Origin of the sequence: Flavobacterium sp. KMS, from assembly GCF_000813005.1 — a bacterium.
Taxonomy (GTDB): Bacteria; Bacteroidota; Bacteroidia; order Flavobacteriales; family Flavobacteriaceae; genus Flavobacterium.
The window spans coordinates 66,760-92,582 of sequence record NZ_JSYP01000020.1; the positions used below are offsets into that span (position 1 = coordinate 66,760).

General features: G+C 32.2%; 8 protein-coding genes and 1 rRNA gene. 2 read left to right on the forward strand and 7 right to left on the reverse strand.

The features are described 5' to 3' along the window. Nucleotides 1-24 precede the first annotated feature (24 nt). The 3 genes from OA93_RS24835 to OA93_RS18600 form a co-directional block, all read right to left on the reverse strand. Nucleotides 25-13,683 carry an SDR family NAD(P)-dependent oxidoreductase gene (locus OA93_RS24835; protein ID WP_117615854.1) on the reverse strand — a complete coding sequence of 4,553 codons (13,659 nt, stop codon included), beginning with the start codon at nucleotides 13,681-13,683 and terminating at the stop codon, nucleotides 25-27. Between the two features lie 389 nt (nucleotides 13,684-14,072). Next, nucleotides 14,073-16,034 carry an ATP-binding protein gene (locus tag OA93_RS18595; protein WP_039115231.1) on the reverse strand — a complete coding sequence of 654 codons (1,962 nt, stop codon included), beginning with the start codon at nucleotides 16,032-16,034 and terminating at the stop codon, nucleotides 14,073-14,075. Nucleotides 16,035-16,180: 146 nt separating this feature from the next. Then, complete coding sequence (locus tag OA93_RS18600) at nucleotides 16,181-16,420, reverse strand: hypothetical protein (RefSeq protein WP_039115233.1); 240 nt, start codon at nucleotides 16,418-16,420, stop codon at nucleotides 16,181-16,183. A gap of 111 nt (nucleotides 16,421-16,531) precedes the next feature. Between OA93_RS18600 and OA93_RS18605 the strand changes: the two genes are divergently transcribed. Next, the gene (locus OA93_RS18605; RefSeq protein WP_039115234.1) at nucleotides 16,532-17,206 is read left to right on the forward strand and encodes a response regulator; all 675 of its coding nucleotides are present in this window, start codon (nucleotides 16,532-16,534) and stop codon (nucleotides 17,204-17,206) included. Between the two features lie 278 nt (nucleotides 17,207-17,484). Here the strand turns inward: OA93_RS18605 and OA93_RS18610 are convergent, their stop codons facing one another. The 3 genes from OA93_RS18610 to OA93_RS18620 all read right to left on the reverse strand — a co-directional run bounded on the left by OA93_RS18610 (nucleotide 17,485) and on the right by OA93_RS18620 (nucleotide 21,812). Continuing rightward, the gene (locus OA93_RS18610) at nucleotides 17,485-19,236 is read right to left on the reverse strand and encodes an alkaline phosphatase D family protein (RefSeq protein WP_039115236.1); all 1,752 of its coding nucleotides are present in this window, start codon (nucleotides 19,234-19,236) and stop codon (nucleotides 17,485-17,487) included. A 196-nt stretch (nucleotides 19,237-19,432) separates the two neighbouring features. Next, complete coding sequence (locus tag OA93_RS18615; RefSeq protein WP_039115238.1) at nucleotides 19,433-20,152, reverse strand: hypothetical protein; 720 nt, start codon at nucleotides 20,150-20,152, stop codon at nucleotides 19,433-19,435. A gap of 829 nt (nucleotides 20,153-20,981) precedes the next feature. Continuing rightward, entirely contained in the window at nucleotides 20,982-21,812 is an 831-nt protein-coding gene (locus OA93_RS18620) for a M57 family metalloprotease (RefSeq protein ID WP_039115240.1), read from the reverse strand. Nucleotides 21,813-22,342: 530 nt separating this feature from the next. On the opposite strand from OA93_RS18620, the gene OA93_RS18625 reads away from it, so the two are divergent. After that, nucleotides 22,343-25,051, forward strand: coding sequence for a S8 family serine peptidase (locus tag OA93_RS18625; RefSeq protein WP_039115242.1), 2,709 nt, complete (start codon nucleotides 22,343-22,345; stop codon nucleotides 25,049-25,051). Between the two features lie 618 nt (nucleotides 25,052-25,669). Here OA93_RS18625 and rrf read toward each other — a convergent pair. Continuing rightward, a 5S ribosomal RNA gene (gene rrf / locus OA93_RS18630) occupies nucleotides 25,670-25,779 on the reverse strand. Between the last annotated feature and the right edge of the window lie 44 nt (nucleotides 25,780-25,823).

A 25,823-nucleotide genomic window follows, 5' to 3' on the forward strand; every position in this document is an offset into this window, starting at 1 on the left:
TTCAATTAGTGTTACCTTAGGCTTTTATATGAATTTTGCAGCAATAACTTGTTGGTGTTCTTGTGCAATTACTTCTTCTAAAATTGCCATTCCTTCATCTGCCTCTATACTCCCAATACCTAATAATTCCATCTTATTCCTGTATTCATCAGAAGCGACTACCCCGACTGATCCCCAATACCCCCAGTTAATAATCTGTACCGGGATATTGTATTTTTGTTGAACTGTATAGGCAAAACTATCTTTATACATACAAGCAGCGGCATAATTTGCTTGTCCCAAAGCATTTACCTGAGATTGCATAGAGGAATAAAAGCATATAAAATCCAAAGGCTCTTTGGCAAATACATCTATCAGGTAGTGACTTGCTGTAGCTTTGGATTCAAAAACTTCAACAAAAGTTTTTTCGTTCATTTGATGCATTAAGCTATCCCTAAGTACCAATGCAGAGTGAAATACACCATTAATATTTTGATACGTTTGTTTAATTTTATGATAGGCTGCTTTTACTTCATTCTCTAAAATTGCATTGCATTGGATATATGCTGGTTTAGGTCCCCACTGTGCTATTTCTTCTTGCGCATCCAGAATGCTTTCATTTTCTGCACTACGTCCTAACCAAAATATTTGAGCTTGGTATTTTTTAACCAGATAGGCTGTGGTAACTTTCCCGATACCACCTGCTCCTCCTAATATTACATATACCCCTCCTTTTTTAAATTTGGTGGTAATGGTTTGTGTTTCTAGCGGATATAGATTTCTTATATAAGTATTTTGATTGCGATACGCTATTATTTCTCCATTAGAATCAAATGGTATTGTTAGCAATCGCCTGATATCCTGATCTGTTATTTCATTTGATGCATCCACATCGATAATACGAACATTCCAATTGCTTTGTTCTTTTGCCAATGAACTCAACAGTCCTAAAATCCCACTACCATGACACTGTACTTTATCATTAATTACTACTTTTTGCGTACGATCTGATAAAACGGTAATGTTTAAACCTTTATGTATGTAGGATGAGGATAATAGTTTTTTGAGCAGTTTAAAAACCGCCAATTCATTTCTTTCCCAGAATGTTTCTGATACCAAAAGAGCCTCTTCTACTGGCGCATCATGCACAATATACACATCAGTAATTCCTTCTGGTAACGCAGACGAATCATCCGAATTAAAAATAGTTACATCTTTATCAATTAAATAAGCACTTAATTGATTTACCATCTTACTTCCTTCATTTTGATAAGAAATAATTAAGGCGTTTCCGTTATGAGTCTCTTCCTGTTTAGTTAGTCTTTCTCTTTTCCATTCAGAAACATACATCAAATCTTCTATCGAATAAGACAGTTCTTCTGCAATAGGTTCTGACTTTATATTTAAAGCAACAAATCCTTCAAATTGAACTAAAATTTCGCCATCTCCATCTATTAAATCTACGTTGTATGTAGGAAGAACTTCTCCTTTTGCAGGAGCTATTTTTTTAGCATACGACCAAAATTGTTGTGGCAATTCTTTATAAATTTTCACCTCTTTAATACGAAAAGGAAGTTTGGTAGGGTTCTTTTTATCAAATCCAAAACTCAACCCCATCACAGTTTGTACTGCACTATCCAATAAAAATGGAGAGAGCATATATTTATCTTCCGTTTCTGTTAAATAAATTTGTGCTAAAACTTCGTTATCTGAATACATAATTTCCTGAATACCCTGAAAATGTTTTCCATAAGTAATTCCCTTATCATTCAGCAATTTATAGTAATCCTCCTTGCTTAAACTATTAGGTAATCGCAAGGCTATATTATCTATAACGACTGTTTTTATTGCTGGTAATAAATCGTACTGAATTGTACCATTACTGTAAATTGATGTTGCATCTGATTTCTTTTTAAAACTATAGCTCAATCCATTTTCAGTTTCTTCTAATGCTACAACAACTTCAACTTGTTCATTGTAATTTTCCTGAATAGCTTCTCTAAAAACTACATCGGTAATTCTAGTCACAGACTTTTCCTTATAACGATTTCCTACTTCGCGAATCCATTCAATTTGAGCAGCTCCCGGTAAAACATTTATTCCATTTACTTTGTGTGAAGCAAAAATGGATTCTCTTCCAGAAAAAACACTTTCGTAAGTAGTATCGTTTATAGTTGTTTGTACTAAAGGATGAACTTTTCTAAAAAGCTTTGCTATGGTTTCTTTTTCATTTTTTGTTGGAACAAACCAATAGTGATCTTGCTTAAATGGGTATGTAGGCAAATGAACTTTTTGGGGTGTTTTATTTCCGTATAAAACTTTCCAATCAATTGCTACACCCAAACTCCATAATCTGGCAATTGTATTTACATCTTTGTCAGTAAAAGATTCGTTCGTAATATTCTGAAATTCTTCTTTATCTGTATCAGTAATACTATCTTCATTAGTACCAATGTACATATCGTTTAACCCGTGATCAAACGTAATAAATTCATTTAATCGATTAATACATTCCTTTTGGTCATTTACAACAAATGCCAATCGACATTCCATTACTTCTCTTCCTGACTGTAGCGTATACAATACATCCTGAAAAGCTGTATTATTAGTCAATAAATACTCCCTTATCGTTTTTGCCAAACGATTTAGATCATCCATATCTCTGGCCGATATTGCAAAAACAGGAATTCCTTTTAATGAATAATTTGGTTTCTCATTTGCTATATATTCTTCAATAACTATATGCGCATTTGCCCCTCCAAAACCAAAACTACTTACTCCTGCAATTTTATGTTTTCCCTTTGTTACCTTCCAATCTGTTGTTTCTTTTTGCAGATAAAAAGGAGTATTCTCTAATTTTAAATAATGATTAGGTTGCTGCAACAATGGATTACCTGGGATTGTATTGTTTTTCATCGCCATCAAAACCTTGATTGCTCCTGCTACTCCCGCTGCAGCTTCCAGATGTCCTATGTTTGTTTTAATACTGCCAATAGCACAATGAGCCTCTTGTCCATAAATAGATTCAGAGTCTTTATATAACGCTTCAAAAGCTAATTTTAAACCTTCAGTTTCAATAGGATCTCCCAATGGCGTTCCAGTTCCATGAGCTTCAATGTAACTAACTAATCCGGGGTCTACCTCTGCCAGTTGATAGGCTTTTATTAATAGCTTTTGTTGGGCTTTAGGATTAGGAGAGGTTAAAGTATTGGCTTTCCCTCCATGATTTTCTGCACTTCCTTTTAAAATTCCGTAAATAGGATTTTTATCTTCAATGGCTTGGTCTAAATCTTTTAATATTAAAATTCCAACACCTTCTCCTCTTACATAACCATTTGCCCCCTGATCAAACGTTTTGCAACGTCCATCTTTGCTTAGCATTCCTGCCTGACTAAAAGATAATGTTAGCTCAGGCGATAATATGGCGTTTACACCTCCTGCAATTGCTATTGTACCATGACCATTTCTTATATGTTCTGCTGCTCTATGAATGGCAATTAGAGAACTGGAACATGCTGTATCGATAGGCTCACTTGGTCCATGTAAATCGAAAATATAGGATATTCTGTTTACTAAAACAGAATGGGCAGAACCTGTCGCAAATTGAGCCATACCTATTTGATTGGTTTGCTCTTTTAGTAAAGTCGAATAATCAGAACTTGAAACTCCTATAAAAACACCAGTATCAGTCCCTTTTATCGTATCGATTGAAATTGCTGCATCTTCTAAAGCATGATACACTTCCTGCAATACTAAGCGTTGCTGAGGATCCATCAGTTCGGCTTCAACAGGCGAAATATTAAAAAATAAAGGATCAAACTCCCCTATTTTGTCCAGAAAACCTCCCCATTTACATAAAGTTGTATTCTCTTTTTGCTGTGGGTCTCCATAATACGTTCTCCAATCCCATCGACTCTCAGGAACCTCTGTAATTAAATCTTCTTTATTTTTTAAACGCTCCCATAGTTCATTCACATTTGCCGCCCCAGGAAAACGTCCGCTCATTCCCACTATAACAACTTCTTTTCTTTTTGGAGCTTTATTCGAATAGGCATCAAAATCTACTTTTTTCTCTTCTTCCTGATTTCCAAAAGTTTCTATGTTTTCCTTTTCCTGATTGTATGGTTCATCCTCTGTCGAAAAGGTATAATTCGCCTTTAAATGTGTGGCTAATTCATCTAGAGTAGGATAATTAAAAAACAATGTTGGTGTTATATCTAATCCATAAAACCCATTAATTTCATTACAAAACTGTGTATATAAAATCGAATCAAATCCATAATCTCCCAGTTCTATATGCGAAATTATTTTCTCTGGATTCATTTTAACCAATGTAGCTGCTAGTTGAGTTAATTTTTCCAGCAGCGTTTTTGTCGAAATTCTATTAGAATTCGTGGCATCTTCAATTTTTGTTGGCACCTTTTCTGATGAAACTTTATATATAACTGAAGCCTGAACAAAGTCTGAACTCAAAATTTGTTTCAATGCTCTTATACCTTCTTCATTAGGCATAGGTTGCATTCCCCATTTTTTTTGCAAAAATGTTTCAGTATCTGCACTAATCTGCATTCCTCCGTTTTTCCACAAAGGCCAATTGATACTTTTAGTAATTCCATAACGATTTCCTTTACTACGTTGCGTTTCTCTATATCTTGCATAATCATCAAGAAAAGCATTAGCGGCAGCGTAATCCATCTGTCCTATATTTCCATAAATAGCAGCTATAGAAGAAAAGAATACCATAAAGTCTAAAGAATCGTACTGTGTTTCTTTATCGATATTCTTAATACCTTCTATCTTTACTTTTAAGACTTTTGTAACATCTGGTATCGTTTTGTTTTTTGCATAACTATCTGCGGTTATACCTGCCAGATAAATAACACCATTGATTCCTGTAAACTGTTTCCTAATTTCTTTAAAAACTGTAGCTACAGCATACGCATCTGTACTATCACATTGATAATAATAAGCCCCTTCGGGTAATCTTTTTTCAGGCTGCTCACTTCTTCCTAAAAGAATCACTTTAGTATTTGGAGTTTCCAGAATATAATCACAAACAGTACGACCTATTTCTCCAGTTCCTCCTACCAATACATATACTCCTGCTGTTTTAATAGCGCTATATTGCTGTTCATGAATAGTAAATTGTCTATTGCTTTTCTCTAACCTTTCAAGAGATGTATATTTTACCTCAACCGCTTTATTAAATTGTTCTTTATTTAATATTTCGAGTATCTCATGACTATTATGAGTCGAAAAATCTTTAATAGCAATTACTTTCCCTTCAAAATTTGGATGTTCTAATGTTAGTGTTTTCAGCATTCCCGAAAGGAAACCATACTGTTCGTATTCTTCATTTGATCCTAATACAATTACTTGCGTTCTTATTTTAGAATGAAGTCTTTGTTTCAAATCTTCAAAAATTTGAATATAAGTCGAAATCTCATTTTCAATGGTTATAGATTGAATCTCTGCTTCATAAGAATTTCGGATTGCATCTGCCAAAATAGGATTGCCCCCAATCACGTACACAATTGTATGATCATAAACTAAATCATGATTCTTGATGTAAGGTGTTTTTTGCCATGCAATCTCTTGAATATCTAAAGCATTAGCAGACTCTTTTTCTCTTTTTTCTTTTATAGGAAGAAATACACATTGCAGAAATTGTACTAAGACATTCCCTTGCTCATCCAAAATATCTATATCATATTCCTGAACTTTATGAGCTGCTTGATTTGATTTGCTTTTGCGGGCATACGACCAAAATGTTTCTGGTAATTGATCTACAAATCGATAGCAAGTTTTCATACTAAACGGAAGTGCCTGATCCAATACCCCTTCCATCATAATCCAGCCTAATGCATTTTGTAAAGCACTATCCAGTGCACCTGGTTGCATCTTATAACCTGATTGTAAAGGCAGCTGAATTCTCGAAATAGAAAATTCAGGAGTTGAATACTGTTCTTGTACTCCTCTAAAACTTTCACCTAAATCAAAACCTTTTGTTTTAAGAAAAGCATAGAATGCTTCTTTCGAAGTATTTTTATGAGTTAAACTCAATAACCTTCTTACATCTATTTTTTCTGGTTTCTGTGGCTCTTGTAAAATAGCTAATCCTTTACCATGAATTAAATCACTTCCATTTTCTTTGGTATAAATCTCATAACTATTGTTTTTTGAGTCAGAAATTATTCTGGTAAACACTTCTTTTTTAGCATTTACTAGTAGAGGTTGTTGCCAAAAAATATCTTTTAGTCCCCATATTCTTTGACCAGTTGCTTGTTCTAAGGCAATACTTGCTTGCTCTATATAAGCCACCCCTGCCAAAACTTTGTTACCATTAACTACATGATCTTTATAAACTGTTTCTTGTCCCGAATACTCGCTTATATATAAATGTCCATCCGATGTAGAAACATTGCGATGTACTAATGGATGTAATTGATTTTGAACAATTTTTACAGCAGATTCATTTGTTATACCTGAATTTACAGGTTCTGTCCAGTACCTTTCTTTTTCAAAAGCATAGGTTGGTAATTGAACTTTTCTTATTTGCTCATTACCATATACAAGTGCCCAGTCTACGTTTGTACCCAAAATCCATATCCTGGCAAGCGTTCTGTAGTCCTTTTTTAAGATAGCAGCATCCATTTCTTCTTGAGTTATAGATACTGTAGTCTTTTTTCGTTTATCAACTGTTCCTCTTAATACTTCATGATTTGATTCATTAAGAAATTGAGACAGATGATTTATAATTTCTTCTTTAGAGTTGCCTATAATAGCTAATCGCTCTTGCATAACATCTCGGCCCAATTGTAGTGTATAAGCAATTGCTTTTAAAGATTCTTTAGACTCTTTAAGGTAATCCACCATTTGTAACACCTGAGCTTTAAGACTATATTCTGTTTTGGCAGAAAGTAGTATCAATTGTTCAGTACCATCATCTGGTATTTTATCTGATTTTGATTCTGGATATTCTTCTAATACTAAATGGGCATTGGTTCCGCTAAAGCCAAAAGCACTTACAACTGCCCGCCTAGGATGTTTTATATTGAGTTCCCAGAGTTTAAGAGTAGTATTAATATAAAATGGAGTTTTCTCTAAAGATATCTCATCATTGAGTTGCTCAAAATGTAAGCTAGGTACAAGGAACTTATTCTTAAGCATAAGTATTGTTTTAATGACTCCCGAAACTCCTGCAGCTTCGGCAGCATGACCTATATTGGTTTTTACTGATCCTAGTGCACAGCTATTATCTAATTCCTGTTTTGTCCCGAAACTCGTTTTTAGAGCCTCAATTTCTATAGGATCTCCTAGTTTAGTTCCTGTACCGTGAGTCTCTACATATTTTATGGTTGCAGGATCTATATTATATTGGTCATAAATACGTTGCTGAAGTAAAGATTGTGCAACCCCATTAGGTGCCGTAATTCCATTGGTTTTACCATCTTGATTGATACCACTACCTTTAATGATAGCATGTATCTGGTCTCCATCTTTTATAGCTGCATCTAATCTCTTTAAGAATAGTACTCCAACCCCTTCAGAAGAAACAATTCCATCTCCTTTATTATCAAAAGTTTTGCATTTACCATCTTTCGAAGCCATTCCTACCTGACTGGTCCAAATATGCAATAATGGTGTACACATTAATTTAACACCACCCGCAAGAGCCATATCTGTTTCGCCCGAAACAATGCTTTGATATGCTCTGTCAATAGCTACTAAAGATGAGGAACATGCTGTATCTAGAGTAAGAGCTGGTCCTTTTAGATTTAATAAAAAAGCAATTCTTCCTGCCAATATAGCCTGAGAATTCCCCATAAAAGCAAAACCATCTTTGGCAGCTTGATTCTGAGCCAATAGATGCTGATAATCTCCTGAACTTGCCCCTACAAAAACACCTACATTTTGTTTGTCGATTGATTTTGATGTGTAGCCTGCATCCTCTATAGTTCGCCAACATTCTTGTAAAAACAAACGCTGTTGAGGATCCATTAATTCAGCTTCCCGAGGAGATATTCCAAAAAACAAAGGATCAAATTTATCTTTGTCTTTTATAAAACCACCCCATTTACTATAGGATTTTTTTTGTTGTTTAGGATCATTATTGTACCAATCGATATCTTGCCATTCTTCTGCATCAATTTCTGTAATAGAATCGACCCCTTGTTTTAAGTTATCCCAAAACTCTATTATATTTTCTGCTCCGGGAAAACGACACGACATTCCAATTATAGCCACATCAGATTGTGCAGGTATTCTGGAATTTACTATATCCTCTCGCTGTACATTAGTACTTACTTTTCTCTCTTGTGGTACTAATAATTGTTTCTGATCAATTTTTCTAAGTTCTAAGTTCTGAATTGAAATTAATTTACCCTGATCTGAAGTTATTTCTATCGAAAAAAGTAATTTATCCTCATCAGCTTCGTGACAAATCATATGACAATCATAGTTTACGTCGGGTTGTGCAGACGCATGTATATTTATGGCTTCTACGCGGTAAGGCAAATACATAATCCCATCTATTTTTCCCTGACGTTGTTGTATTGCTGCATACTGTATTGCAAATAGTAATGCTCCATCTAGCCATTGAGACACATAACTAATAGCCTGATTTTGTGGTCTGGTAACTGCTAGAATGCCTTTGGCAAATTCCTCTTTAACCTCTAGAGATTTTCTTACCTGAAAATAACTATCCGATAAAATATCTTTAGTCCAATTGGTTAGTTTCTCTAAGTCTAACTGAATTCCTGATGCAGTAGGTCTATAAATCAAATCATCGATTAAAGCAATTTCTTCGACAATAGTCCCCCTAACATAAACTTTTTGTGTTTCTTTATTACTAATTATAAATCGAATAGTTCCTTCATTAACTCTTTTCAAATTGAGCAAGACGGGAACCGTCTCCTCTTTTTGAGCAATTAAAGCTTCGGAGATTCGAAATTGTTTTAGCGTTAAACTTTTTTTACCAAGTTGCTCGCTAAAAAAAGTATATAGCATTTCAATATAAGCATCCGTTGGTAAAATGTATTCATTAAACACTTTATGATCTCTTAAACAAGGTGTATTTGCTATGTTTAAGTGATATTCAATAGTAGATTCTCCATCCTTTTCTATAGTGCCAATGATTCTAATTGGTTTAAAAAAAGAATTAATAATATGCTTTTCTTCTTGTTTACTGTTTTTAATTGTATAATTCGAAATCAAATACACATACAACTCAGACAAGGTTGGATAATTATAGAGTAAAGATGTTGCGCATTGTATACCAAACTCTTTGTTTATTTTCTTAACGAATTCTACACCCAAAATAGAATCTAATCCTAATGATGCAAAAGTATCTGTAGATGAAATTTCTTCTTTCTCCAGATATAAAAGCGCTGCCAGAACATTTTTTAGTTCTCCTTCATTAAAAACATATATAACTTCCTGCTCAGAGCTTTCTACAAAAGTCATTTTTGTTTCACTGGTTCCTGCTAATCCAAGGCTTAACGATATATAGTTACTTAATTCTGATACCGTAGGATAACTATAAATTTGCGATGTAGGTATTGAAAGCTTCCATTTATTATTGATTTTCTTCACCAACTCTACACCTAAAATAGAATCTAATCCTAATGCTACAAAAGTTTGTGTGTCGTCTACTTCCCCTTCTTCCAAATACAATAAATCGGTTAGCAATGTTACCAACTCCTTTTGAATATTAGGATGTTGGTTTGTGTGATAATCCTTTACTGTGTTAATTTTATCGATTTCTATACCCGATAATGATATTTTGTTATCAGAGGCGATAAAAACAGAATTTGTGTTGTCTAATGTCTGTAAGTAAGTCGCTAATTCTTTTAGGGTAGGATGATTATACAACTGTGCTGTAGCAAAATCAATATTCCATTGTTTCCTGATTTTTTTCGTGAATTCAACTCCTAAAATAGAATCTAGTCCCAATGCTACAAAAGTTTGCTCAGGTTCTAATTCTTCTGTTGTCACATATAATAAATCACATAAAAGTTCTTTTAACGTTTTTTCATAATCCTCGTTTAAACTTTCATTCGATTTTATTTCCTTTACTTTTTCAACGATATTTTTATTATCCCTAAAAGTTTCAATGGGTTGTAGCTTGATCTTAGGAGAGCCCTCTTTTTTATTATGAATAGATGTTTCGCCTACAGGCTTAAGTGCACTTGCCAACTCTTTTACCGAAGGATAGCTATACAATTTTGCAGTATTTAATGAAATACCTAAAGCTTTATTTATGTTTTTTGTAAACTCAACTCCTAGAATAGAATCTAAACCTAACTCAACAAATGTCTGGTCTACATTAATTTCTTCCAGATCCAGATATAATAAGTCTGCTAGTATCTGAGATAATAATGACTCTATATCTTCTAACTTTTCCTCTTGATAAGAAGGTACTACTACAACTTCACTCTCAATAGCTTGTACCTGATTTACAGGAACTAGCCTAATTTTATTTTCGGTAAAAATTTTCTTTGATTCCATAAAAGTGACCACTCGCTCTTGCGGAGTTATAACAGCTTGATTTGAAAAATCTTTAGAGTTTATAATTGGAGCGGTTGGATTTTCTTTCCTTTGAATCTCTTTGCCTATCCAAAATCTTTTTTTAGTGAACTGGTAAGTTGGTAAGGCTATTTTATACATTTGAACCTTGCCATATAATTGCTCCCAGTTTACATTTCCCCCTTTAGTCCAAAAAATTGCTAATGCATCAAAGTTTTGTTCTACTATATATTGCTTTGATATAGACTCTTCTTTATGAACCTCTTTGCATTGTTTTATATTTTCTGTATAGTATAATGCTGATGTTTTATTTTCTTTCGAAAGAAAGCTTTCCAATTTAACTAGCAAGTCTTTATGATCTTTGTAGGTAAAGGCTAATCGCTCCGCAAATTCTTCTTTGGCTGTTTGTAATGTATATGCCAAAGATGCTAATCGGATTGTTTCTTGCTTTTGTATCCAGTTATATATTTTTTGAGCATATCTTTCCAGGCTTTCTTGGTTTAAAGCTGATAATACAAATACGTACGCAGGTAGTTCGATGCTTTCTTCCTCATCTGGCATCAGATTTTTATTATATGCTTCAACTACCACGTGAGCATTGGTCCCTCCTATCCCAAAACTACTAATACCTGCTCTAAGTGGCTCATTAGTGGGTGATTTCCATACTTGCCCCTCCTTTTGAATTATAAAGGGACTGTTCTCTAATTCTATATGTGGATTTAATATTTGGAAATTTAGTGATGCAGGCAAATATTTGTTTTGCATAGCTAACACTACTTTTAATAATCCGGCAACTCCAGATGCAGCTTCCAGATGTCCGATATTCGTTTTTACCGATCCTAAGCTGCACCAATTTGTTAATGATTTATCTTTTTGTATGTGTTCAAATGCATCTCTAAGAGCTTTAACTTCTATAGGATCTCCCAGTGTCGTTCCTGTTCCATGGGCTTCGATATAGCTAACTGTTTCTATTGGAATATTGGCATTCTTATAGGCATTTGTAATCAGTTTTTGTTGCTGAAACGGATTAGGTACAGTTACTCCTCCTGAATATCCTCCATGATTAACTTCTGCACTTTTTATTATTCCTAAAATTTCATCTCCATCTTTCTGAGCTTTATCCAACGGTTTTAAAAGCATTACAACAGCGCCTTCACCTCTTACGTACCCATTTGCTTCTATATCAAACGTGTGACATTTTCCATCTTTGCTAAGCATATTTGCATTACTGTAAGCTATACTTTTTGCTGGATGACACATCAAATGAATTCCTCCTACAACTGCCTGATCACATTCTTGTTGTCTCAATGCTTTTACAGCTTCGGCTATTGCTACTAAAGAGGAAGAGCAAGCAGTATCAATACTCATACTTGGGCCTTCAAAATCATAGAAATAAGAAATACGATTGGCCAAAAGAGCAATAGCATTGCCTGTAGGTGTTCCCGGCTGTATGGAGTCATACTCTGCCACTACTCGTTCATAGTCACTACCACTTACCCCAATAAATACTCCTGTATTACTTTTCTTGTATTGACTTGGTTTTTGCTTTGCATTTTCAAACAACTCCCAGGTTAACTCTAAAAGCATTCGCTGTTGAGGATCCATTAACTGGGCTTCTCTAGGTGAAATTTCGAAAAATAAAGAATCAAAACTTTCTATATCGTTTAGATATCCTCCATAATTGATTCCTTCATATTTATCCTCAATCCCTTCAGGCCAAACCCATCTATCCTCTGGTGTAATTGTTATCGATGAAATACCATTCTTAAGATTCTCCCAAAACGACTGCGGTGTATCTGCTTGAGGTAATCTGCAACAAGTACTTATTATTGCTATATCCGCAGTATAATTTTTATCTTTTTCTTCTCTTTTTAAATCTTCTTTTACCGCTTTTCCTGAACAATACCCTATAATTTCCTTGACCGTATACAAACCAAAAAAATGACTTGGATTTGTTTTTAATCCACACTCAAGGTTAAGATGTTCTGATAGTTCTGTATAAATAATCGATTCTACACCTAATTTGCGCAAGTCCGTATTTAAATCGATTTCACAACCTTCATAGACTGAATTAAAAAAGCCTATGACTGTATTAGTAAGTTCTTCAGCTGAAACTCCAGCATTATTATCAGCGATTCCTTCAAGAGATCTTTGAGGAGTTTCTATTTCTTCTTTTTTAATAAAAGAGTTACTTTTATTATCCTGTAAAATCTCTTTTTCCTTTTGTACTCCGTCTGAAATTTTACTGGATATAGTTACCTTTTGACTTAACCTCTTTACTGTAAATATTTTGGCAATAATCTGACCATCATTTTCCCTGTATAATGACGAAGTCAATCGTACAGTCAAATCATCCTCTAATAAGGCTTGATCAAGCTGATATCTTAATTTTTCATTAGGATTAGCATTCCCGTAATAATGAATATCTCTGGCAATACAAGTAGCATGAATAGCCCAATTTATTTTTTCGTTTTCAATAAGAATATGCTCTTCAAAAAAATGACGCTCACATTTATCACTTATGTTTGGATAAGATGCAAAATATAAAAGCCCAACCCCATTAATATCGTCATAAGGCTCTACTTCATAAGTTCTGGTAAATAATGGTTCTGCCAGTATTGTAAATTCTGTGTCGTAAAAAGAATGCTTATTAGAAGTTTCTTCCTCATTGGATAAAGAAGATATATGGTTCTTTACATTAAAGAAGGCTTTAACGTATTTAGGTATTATTTGTAATAATGGTACTTTAGAATCTTCTTTTTGAATAGGTGTGCCTTTGACTAAATTTTGATTATCATCATTCTTTCTAGCCGAAAAAATCGAAATCATTGAAGTTTGCAAAGTACTGTCTCTTGTTACATTTTTAACAGTCCCATTGCTCAAAAACATTTTGGTTCTATATTGTTCTATACACGATTCAATTGTAGTTTGATCGTTCTCTACAAAACTTTTTAATCCAATATTGTTTTGGCAACTCCATTGTATCCTAACAAAACTGGCATAAAGACGCTCTCCATTACTATCAAAGATAGCATCTGAGGGGGCCCCCAAACCCTTTGATATCATTTCCCAATGGATGTCTCCTAATTCTTTTAAAAGCCAATTCTCAGACATTCTCCCGTATAACATCTGAGGGATATTTAAAGAGTAATCTCTTTTTAGACAGTACGTATTCATGCTTTTTACTTTTTTTACTATAGCAATAAACTCGCATTGATTAGTAAAGACAACTAAAAACAGCTAATCCTTTAATCTCATACATAGGGCGTCAACTTCCCCTTTGTTTACTTCTACATTTCAAAAAACCAATTTTAAGCTCTGCGTCCTTTATAACCTAATAGTAGATAACCCTCAAATTCATTAACCGTTTCTTTAACAAAAAGAATAAATAGCTCTTATAATAATATAATAAGCTATTGGATTTTTATTGGTGAGACTATTAAAATAATTTAGTCCATTTACATTAATAATGGCACAGCCCACGATTGATTTTTACGTAAAAATAGCAGTTAGATTCCTCTAAAAATTACGGACTTTTAGAGTAAAAATTACGGACTTTTACTTGCTTAAGGAGTAAACGTAACTTCAATTTTTGTCCCGTTTCCAATTTTTGATTCAATCTTAAATTTACCTTTTAATGAATTCGTTCTTTCTTTCATATTATTTAAACCAATACCACTTTTTTTATTTTTAATATCAAAACCTACTCCATCATCTGTAATACTCAGTTTTAAACGATTCTTGTCTGTTTTCTGAATCATTACCTCACATTTTTTTGCATTTGCATGTTTATTAATATTTAAAATAGCCTCTTGAATTATACGATATAAGTTTATCTTGTATATATTTTGAATCGCTCCCCATTCAACAGTTTTATCTTTTATATATTTAAATCGGGTACTACTTATATCTTTCTGATTTTCGATTAAATTTGACAACAACACATTAAAATCATTTCCTTTAAAAAAAGAACTTCGGCTTAGGTCATGCGATATCGTTCTTATCTCATGCTCTATATTTTGTAATTCAAAAATATACTCTTTCCTTTTTTCAACCATTCCTTCGTCCGTTTTAGAATTTAAAAAGCCTAAATTCATTCGAACTCCATAAATTTTGTTCAATACACCGTCATGTAATTCTTTGGCTATTTTAGCCTTCTCATTCTCTTTGGCAATATCTATTTTTTTATGTTGCTCTATTAATAGCATATACACCTCATCATTAGCTTTTTGCTGTCTTTTTAAAAACTGCACTTCTTTGCTTTTATATCTTAAATATCGCACTATAATAATTATTACTAATACTAAAATTAATATCAACGAAACAATTAAAATGTAAAAGTTACTCTTGGTCAATACTTTATTTTTGTCCTCAAGTCTTGAAGTTTCGTATTCAATTCGGGCATATTTATTATGAGAGTTTTTTTGAATAGTATTAATGCTATCACTCACTTTTATATATTCGTTTGCATAAAACAAACTATTCTTTAAATCTAATTGAGAGAGTAATCGCAATGACGTTAAAACCTCATTACAGTTCTTAATTTTAATTGCTAACTTTTTTGCCTCTTTTAAACTTTGAATTGCTTTTATGGTATCTTTTTGAGTTAAAAAATACTCTCCAATACGTATCTTTTTATACAAAATATCCGATTCAATCCCTATAGAATCAACAATTCTTAAAGATTCTAAAAACATGGATTCAACATTATTATACTCTCCACTTTTCATCTTAGAATAAGCCAGATTGCTCAAAACATTGGCATATAATCTAGGCCACTTTTTTTTCAAATCTTCAGAAAGTAAATCTTGTAATGCTTTTATAGACTCAGAGAATTCACCTTTTAAATCATATAAATTGCAAATGTTAATAGTAGAGGTTACATTAAAATTATTTATTTCGTCTTTATCATTATTATGGGTTTTCATTTTTTCTAACTCACCCAATGCTAACCTGTGATACAGCAATGCCCCATCATAATTAACTAATTTCTCTAAGCAATTCCCCATCAAAGTATTGCAAGCATAGATTAAAGAATAATCTTTAGATTTTTTTAAATACCGTAATGCCTTAGAAACTTCGGCTTCGCATTCTATATAATTCCCATCATAAAATAAAACGTAGGCTTTATTAAATAACATTCTGCCAACATTATCATAGTCATGAATTTTTGTATATACTTTTTGAGCCTGCAGATAATAGAAATAAGCGCTATCTTTTTTAGAATTTTCATAGCAATCACCTACATAATACAATGACTTCGCTATTCTCACACTATCATTAGAATCTTTTGATAATTGTAAAGATTTTAGACTAGCATGCAACGATTTTTTAGGTTCATTGATATAGTAATATTCAGCGGCAATCTTTAAATATAAATCTCTTACAAGGGAGTCATTATTTTTAGATTTTAATGACTCAGCTATCGAGTCCAGATATTTCTCCTTTTTGATTCCGGATAAACTATCAATATGACTTTTGTCAAATAAAATCGTTGTATCTTCTTTACAGGAAAAAAGAAAAAACATTAAAAACAAACAAATATTTTTCGTAGGAATAATCAAAGTGTAATTATTAATTTACGACTTCAAATATAGTTTATTGCAATAAAGAAGACTATGTAATTAACAATAATTCACATAGTCTTCCTTTTAAATAATTACAGAATCAAAAGTTATCTTTTTGATGGTTTCGGATTACTTGGATCTCCTTCACTAGGATTCTCTTTAATATAAAAAAACACATTAATTGAATCCTTTCTTTTTTCATTTACTTGCGTTTTTAAACTTGCGTCTGGTACAATTTGAGAACTATTGCTTTTAACTTCTGAAACTTCATAAACATCATCATTAGAACATGAATAAGTCAACCCTAAGATCAAAACAAGCCCTACAATACTTAATTTACTTTTCATAATAATTTAATTTAAATTAATGATCATTTAAAGCAAAAAAACACCTTCAGCTTGTTCTAATTGTACGGTATATCCGTAATATTTGAGTAATTTTGATACAAATTTGACAAAATGAATACGAGTCTTACTATTTTGATAGTCGATGATCACCCTATGACAGTTGATAGCTATATAAACCTGTTATCCGGTAATGATTTTCAAAAAAATGAACCCACTTTTATAAAGAGTTATAATTGTGAAGAAGCTTACAACAAAATAATTTTTCAACTAAAACAAAACGTAAATATTGATTTTGCTTTATTAGATATTAGTCTTCCTCCTTATAAAGAATTTAATATTGATAGTGGTATTGATTTGGCAATACTCATTAGAGAAAAATTTCCAAATTGTAAAATAGTTCTTCTTACAATGCATAGCGAACCCTTAACTGTAGATAAAATTATTAAGGGAATAAAACCAGAAGGATTCATATCAAAAAGCGACATTGATTTTGAATCATTCCCAAGTATTTGTAAAAAAATCATTGAGGGAGAAATATTCCTAAGTAATAGTATAATAAAGTCTCAAAGAAAATTATTCAAAAAAAATATAAATTGGGATAATCATGACAATCAAATTTTAATCTTAATTTCTCAAGGGGTCAAAACCGTTAATCTTCCAGATTATATTCCCCTTTCTATGAGTGCTATCGAAAAAAGAAAAGCAAACATAAAAGACCAACTTTTAAAAGGAAAAGGAAGTGATAAAGATCTAATCGAGAAAGCTAAAAAATTAGGATTATTATAACTTAAAAAAATGGAGTTGCTCACTAATTTGCTACAAAAAGTTAAGGCTGTCTATCATTACGATTTATTATCAATAAATTTTGATAGAAACTCATACATACAAAACTCTTCCGTTGTTTTCATCTTACATTTATTAACACATCAATTATCAATGCTTAATTTAGAAATATTCAAAGCTATAGAATAAAAAAAATCGGAACACGATTACTCCTGCTCCGATTTAATTCACTTAATTTTTGAAACTTCTGAAAAAACTTCAATCATTATCGAATGAGATTTCTATGCTATGGTATATTTTTTTTCTGTTACAGTATTCGTAGTTTCACTTGTTACACTATCTACAAATCGCCATTCAGCTTCAGAAACAGATGACGTAAATTTAAGATATGTGTATCCTCGTTTATACAAATTTGCATATTCTAAATCATCTATCAGCACTGTAAATGCCTGTGCTAATTCTATCGCCTTTTTAGGGTCGGATGTAATTCCAAGATAAGCTTCCAATCCTGGCGATGAAACAGAACTGCACGCTATTTCAGTTCCTATAAATTTTCCTTGCATATCGGTAAGTTTACCCATCCAGGCATTATGAGTATCTCCAGCTAAAACCACAACATTTTTTCCAGAAAGCATCGCATACAATTGTTCTCTTTCTACAAAATAACCATCCCAGGCATCCAAATTATATGGCAAAGTTGTCGTAACTCTCGCAATTTCCTGAGCAGTTAAAGAAGGATCACTTTGTTTATATCTCATTTTAATAACAACAAGTTCAGAGATTGCACTAATAAGAGCCTGCATAGTCGCTGGCTGTGCACTTCCAAAATGATCCACTTCTGCTAAAACTTGATTCAAAAGCAGCAACAGCTCTGCAGGAATCATCATTTTTGTCATTAAGATCTGTTGGCCCAATACTTTCCACTTAGCAGTATCTACATTGATCTGTGATCCCAGCCAAGTCATTTGTTCGCTTCCAATTAATCTTCTGCTGGTACTTAACAGATCTGTTTTAAATTTTGTCTGATCAAAATTTCCGCCATTATCAATATAATCTGAATAACTCATCTGCTTATCTCTCGCAATAACTCTAGTATCCATCATATAAAGAGAAAGAATATTACCGAAATTAAAACTTCTGTAAATTCTAAGATCTTTTCCTGTTTTAAGCGGAATATATTCACTGTAGGCTTGAAAAGCTGCCATTTTTCTCATCTGAAAATCCCCTTCGGCAGGCTGATGATTTTCTGCACCGGTTTTATAGGTATCATTAGCAAACTCATGGTCATCCCAGACACATATAAAAGGTTTTTTCTGATGAAGCAACTGAAGATTTTTATCCCCTCTATATTGTCTGTAACGCTCTCTGTAATCACTGAGACCTATAATCTCCCTGGCGGGTTTATGTTCTCTACCCAGTGGGTTTGTAAAAGGATTTGTTCCATACTGTCCTGGCGCATATTCGTAAATATAATCTCCAAGATGTACCACTACATCAGCATCTGAAGAAGCAATCGCTCCATATACATTAAAAAGTCCAGCTGGAAAATTAGAACAGGAAACAACAGCCATTTTTACATCATTTACAAGATCTGTTTTAGATGGCAGCGTACGCGTTTCTCCGATAACAGTTACCTGTTTAGTTTTGGCATTATAAAATCTATAATAATATTTTGTATTGGAAGAAATATTCTGAACATCTACCGCTATTGTAAAATCATTTATAGAAGATGCTCCGGCCTGCCCTTTTCTTGTTATTTCAGAAAATGCAACATCCTTACTTAGCTCCCAGGTAATTTCAGCGTCTGAACCTATTGAATATCTTGTCCAGATAATCACTCCTGTTTCAGTCGGGTCAAAACTGGCTACTCCTGTCTCAAACCCTTCATTTTTCATTCCGTCTGGCGCACCGCTATTATCGGTTTTATCATCGTCACTACAGCTTTCAATAAGTGGAGCGATAAAAACTCCTCCGGCGGCCAATAAAGAATTTCTAAGAAACCTTCTTCTGCTTAAATCATTGTTGTTTTCCATAAAAAAATTTTTATATCAAAAAAACAATGTAATATTAAAACAGAGGTTATGGTACTTTTAAAATTACCTTACATTACTATTAACAATCCATTTACTATAATAAATTATTGATCTGTTTAAGAACTTTAAACTGGGACTTGTACCTTTTTTACACTATTAAAGTCTCCTCTTTTTTCTTGTATAAAAATTCCGTCATTTAAAACAATATCGAAAAGCCTTTAGTATATTTTGTAAACAAATCGATTGCAATCAGGATGATCATTAAGAAAATAAGAACTAGTATATAGGTAATTATTTGAGCTTTTTTATTGAATTCAAAAGTGGCGGGATTTATAAAATAATCAGCATAGACGGCCTGAGAAATTTTTATATGTGGGGAAAATAAAGTAACGCCCTGTAGAAAATGTCCAATTAGATGATATTTATTTTTCGGGATATAGGTCATTCCATTCTCAGGTTTAGAAAAATCAATGGGAATCTGTTTGCCTTCTTTAAAACCGAAAATATATCCCGGAGAATATTTTGTTCCAATTTTTCTATCGATATCACTCACATAAGCTTCTCTGCTCCTTTCAAGCTCCTTGTATAAAACACTCTGGATAATGCCATTGTATTGGTGATGATGTATACCATATTGATCTACAGAAATGAGGATGATTTTTTTAAGTTTTTGACGCTTGTAGTTCTTGCAAAGAGCCCAGATACCCCAAAGAAGTATGGAGAAGTATATTAGATCGAAGATCATCTCGCCGATAGATAAGCGGCTATTATGCTCCAGCTGAATACTCAAAGGAAGTCCTATAAATAAACAAAGCATTGCGATACACAAAAGTCCGAACAGTATATACACAAAAATAGTAGCAGTTAAATTACGTTCAGAAGTTACTTCAGGAAAATTTTCTTTGTTATAAATCATTAACTACTTATTATTTAAAAACATCATTCAAATCAGGCATCGCTCTTTTCCTAAGTTTGTTTTACTACATCAAACCAGTAAAATCCGATATGCTCTTTGTGTCCCAAGCGAATTCTATATTGTTGCAGTTAAAAAGACAAAACCTCTTTAGGTAAGCTAACTATGAGTTTCTATGTTAACATATACGTTTTCTTGAGCTCAGGGGTTTGTTCTAAAACATTTCCGGGATCAAAAATCTAAAAGCGTATATTCTAATTCTGTTGAGTTACCATACAAATCTACTAAATTTGGAACTTCATAGATCAAATTATTTTTATCAAAGCAATAATTAAACACTTAGGTATTTAGTATCCTTTTCGATTTATCAAGAAATTAATTAATTTTGATTATAAATAAAAAACGAATTACAACATTCATTTTAAAAAAGTTAAACTATAAATTCAACTGAAAAATGTTGATGGAATTATCATATTAACTTTTATGGCAGAATCGTGACGCCTTAAATGCACAAAGAACACCACCTAAGCAACAATAAATACATTAGAGGCTCAAAGAAGTCTTTCATATAATTCTCCCTTTATTACTATCGAATTTAATATGTTAATTTACCATATACAAATACCAAATGACTCAAACTTAAAATAGTGAGCAACATTTTTACTTTGTCTAGATTCTATTCTATAGTTAATTTTCGAATCAACACTTTAAAATCATGCACTATTCATATTGTAAAGCAATTAGAATAGCGACATTCAATAAAAAAAGAGGCTGCTTCACAAGTTATGAAACAGCCTCCTAATATTTTGTAAAGAGAACTCTAATTCAATTTCTAATATAAATAATTCAGAGCTGTAACATCATTAGAATTAAAAGCTCCTGTCTCACTTGAACTAAAACATGCTCTCATATAAGAAGTTGCATCATATCCTGAAGGTGTTCCTGGGATCAAAATTGCACCCACACCAGCAGTACCTTCGTTTGAATTCTGTCCACAACTTTGACGGCTGAACCAATCTGTATGACGTAAACCAATACAATGGCCGATTTCGTGTGCAGCAACGTGTGCATTTACACCTGTTGAATACGTATCTAACCCAGAATATAATGTAACTGAATTATAAGGATTTCCACCTGAAGGGAAACCTGCTACTCCACCTGCAGATCCGGTTTGTCTTCTTACAACAATGTTTGCACCTGAAGTACTTGAACTAAAAGTTAGAGTAAATTTAATAGTCAATCCTAAATTATTATATCTGTTTACTGCTGCTTGCAATCCTGCACGCATATTTGTACTTAAAGCTGTTGTACCAGTCCCTGATAATCCAACAATTTTGATAGTTTTTGGAGTAGATACTAAATTAGTAGTACGGTATTGTTCTGTGGTAATACCTCCATGAAGATCCATTTTGTTTAATTGATCTTCCGACATTACAATACATCCTTCTATAAGAAACGCATCCTCAGTGGTACCATCTAACTTAGTGTTTTTAATCACTTGAACATCTGTGGAATTTAATGAAAGGGATCTAATTTTATTTAACACCTCTGGCGTTACTTTAAGAGATCCTTGATTTGATTGATCTGTCTCGTCTTCTTTGTTGCAAGATAACAGCGTTAACGCTATAAATGACAAGGCTAAAATTGATTTAATTTTTTTCATAATAGGTTTTTTGGGGTTGTTAATAATAAATTGGTAAATAGGGGCTTTACAAAATATTAGTAATATTTATAATCAAATTTATATAATTTTTAATCTTAAAATACTGATAAAACAATTATTTAACAAATTTAACATTTTTTGTTAAATTATTTCAATCGGATTGTTTGGTAATAATTATCCGATTATTAATAGAAGCCCTGTAAAATCAATAATTAAATACAAATCAAGTGGTTACACACAATAATACTATTCAGATATCTTATTTTGATTAACATGTGTAAAAAAAATACTATACAATTTTACATTACATTTAGACGAACAGAGTTATAAAAAGAGAATATTATTCGTATAGATTTTGAAGTTTTAGAATGAAATAAAAACTAATATTTTTTTTTCAAATAATTTAATAACTTTGATTTACCTACAACGGATAAACATTTCAGATAGAAATCATTAAGTACAAATTTCATCTTTGATTTATCTAAATTCATTAATAAAAATGTTTAAAATTGCCCCAACATCTACTGTAAATGAAGACACAAATTACTTTTCTCTTTTTTATGATAACGACAATCAGTCTCTCTCAAAGCTCTGAAAAATGGAAACAATACATAGAAAAAGAAAACGAAACAAAATTTGAGAAATACTATTTTACATCTTTAGAAAATGCACATCACAATAAATACAAAGTTGTAAAAAAATTGGATAGTACTTTTTGTATAGTAGAAAATTTAAAATCTAATCAACCTTTAAAGAAAACACGCTCAGTAAATAGCTTATGGAAATTACCATCCAATTTTTCAAATCACACCGAAGACAAGCAATATATAATAGCAACTGATAGTATCAAAGCATTAATTACAGATTTAAAAACAATCAACATTTCTGAGATCGAAATACTAAATAACCATCTTATAATCATAAAAAGTGATTCAAAAAAAATTATTGACCACATTATAACTTTGAGCAGTGTATCTTCTATTTCGCAAGAGTCCCTTCAACCAAAAGTTGAATCTAAAATAATCGATCAAAATTTTAGTATCAATTCTATAAATAAAGCCAATACTAATTTCCCTCTTATAACAGGCGAAAACCAAATTGTAGGCATCAAAGATGATTTATTTGATGTAAATGATATTGACCTACTAAACAAACACATTCCTTCTCAAACAGAATCGGCTATTGTATCGAGCCATGCAACAGCTATGGCAACTATAGTTTCTGGATTAGGAAATAGTTCTGCACTAGGAAAAGGAGTTGCTCAAAAGGCCAAAATACAATCGTCTGACTTTTTGAATATCTATCCTGATGAAATAGCATATTTACAAGATGTTACTATTCAAAATCATTCCTACGGTACCAATATCGAGAATTTTTATGGTTCTCTGGCCAATGCTTATGATTCTCAATTATTCTTAAATCCTGATTTGACTCATTGTTTTTCTTCTGGCAATAGCGGACTTCAAGGTTATAAATCTATTACTGGTAATTTCAAGCAATCCAAAAACAGTATCGCAGTAGGGTGTATTGATCAAAACGAAGTAATTATGCCGTTTTCTTCAAAAGGACCAGCTTATGACGGTCGAATAAAACCTGAGTTAGTAGCCTACAGCACGCAAGGAACTTCAAATTCTACAGCAATAGCTACAGGGATTATTGCATTAATGAAACAACATTATAAAACTATAAATAATATCTCTTTATCTAATTCCCAAACAAAAGCAATTTTAATTAATAGTGCAAAAGATTTAGGGAACATAGGTCCAGATTTTACCTATGGTTATGGTAATATCAATGCTGATAAAAGTTTAAGAACAATCAGTGAAAATAGAATTATATCAGGTAATTTGACATCCGGACAAACAAATTTGCATACCATTTCCCTCCCTCCAAATACAAAAAACTTAAAAATCACATTAGTTTGGAACGATTTGCCGGCTGCAATCAACAGTAATATAAGTTTGGTAAACGATTTAGATATGGAGGTTAAGTCGGCCAACAACACCACTTTTTTACCATGGATTCTTAATCCTGACTCCCCACAGCAGCAAGCTGTAAGAGGAAAAGATAAAATTAATACTATAGAGCAAGTTACTATTGAAAATCCCGCATCTGGATCTTATACTATCAATATTATTGGCTCATACATATCTAACACATCTCAGGAATACAGCATCGCATACGAATATGAATTGGAAAATCGATTTGAATGGAATTACCCAGTTAATAATGATAATTTCCCTTATGATGGCAAAACTATTTCCCCTTTCAAATGGAATTCTTCATTTTCTAATATCCCTGGACAATTATCTATTAGTTATAATAATGGGCAGACTTGGGAAATTCTCGCAAATGATATAAATCTAAATACGGAACAATTTACCTATGCCCCTGCAGAACAAAAATTTTCAAAGGCAAAATTGAAAATGACCATTGATAATACCGATTATATCTCTGATAGCTTTACAATATCTTATGATTTAAATATCAGCACCAGCTTAGTTTGTGATGGCACAACAGAAATTAATTGGGACAAACCTGCCGATGTTTCTTCATTTAATATTTATCAATTGACAGGAGATTATTTGGAATTTAAAGAACAAACAACAAACACAACTTACACCTATACAGATGAAAAAACTCACACTGTTATTCCTGTATTTGACAATATCGAAGGAATAAAAAGTGAGTCAACATTACAGTATGTACAAAACTCAAATTGTTATTTCGAATTAGCTTTAGCAGAATTTTATGAAGAGAATAAAATAAAAATTAATGCCAGTCTTTTCAGCTTGTACAACATCAAAAGAATTGAGATAATAAAAATAATTAATAATTCAGAAGGTGTTATTAACACAATAGATAATATCACTTCAAAAACATTCTCTTTTTTAGATATGGCTCCCTTAAAAGGAAGTAATAAATATAAAATAAATATAATTTTAAAAAACAATAATATAGTAAGCTCCCTAATTCTTGATACTAATTATCTAGGCAATGATTTATTTTTTGTACACCCTAGCCATTTAAGCAAAAATGAAGAATTAAATATTGAAGCCAAAAAAGAAGAAAATGCTATTTTTTATTTATATAATATTAATGGACAAAACACTATTACTTCCCCGTTACTTTCTAAAACCAATAACATTAATCTAAAAAATATTGCCACAGGAATTTATATCTATAAAATTATTACAAGCTTAGGCGATATTCAAACAGGAAAAATTGCAGTTTTTTAAGCTATTCTTAGATATTATTTTTTTTGGAAGAGATATTTTTAATATATAAAATCACATGGCATCTTTATACAAAATCGTTGCGCAATTCTTTGCCGCAACATAAGTTTCAAAAGACTCAAAAGGGATATCTTTTATTCCAGCAATAAGAAAAGCATCTCAAAATCTCATTAAATAGCTTTAAGAACCTAAAAAACAAAAAGGATAAGAAAACCACTTACAATACTAGAACTAAAAGAAATTATCTCATTTAAGAAAGCTTTAATATACTTTCAGATGTAATTGTACAAATACTGAAGAATATTTGCTTATATCGATGCATATTAACCAAAAAGGACAAACAAAAAAGATTCTTTGATTCAAATTGCTCAATTATGTCTAAAGAACATAAAATAGATTCATAATCTAGATATAATTTACGTTCGTTTTTTGTATAATGCTTCCGATTTTAACCGCAGAGTAATGAAATAGAAAAAACACAAAGGTCCACAAAGCTATTGATTAAACTTTGCGAACCTTTGTATTTTCTTTTGCGCTCTTTGCGAAACAACCTTTTCACAAAATCCAAAAAAGTAACGCACAAAAAAAAATCCTCATCAAATAAATGATGAGGATTCTAAAGAAAGGCGACGACATACTCTCCCACATAACTGCAGTACCATCTGCGCAGGCGGGCTTAACTACTCTGTTCGGGATGGGAAGAGGTGAGCCCCGCCGCAATAACCACCTTAAGGTCGTTGTTACTTGAGGTAACTTTTTTAATTAATAATTAACA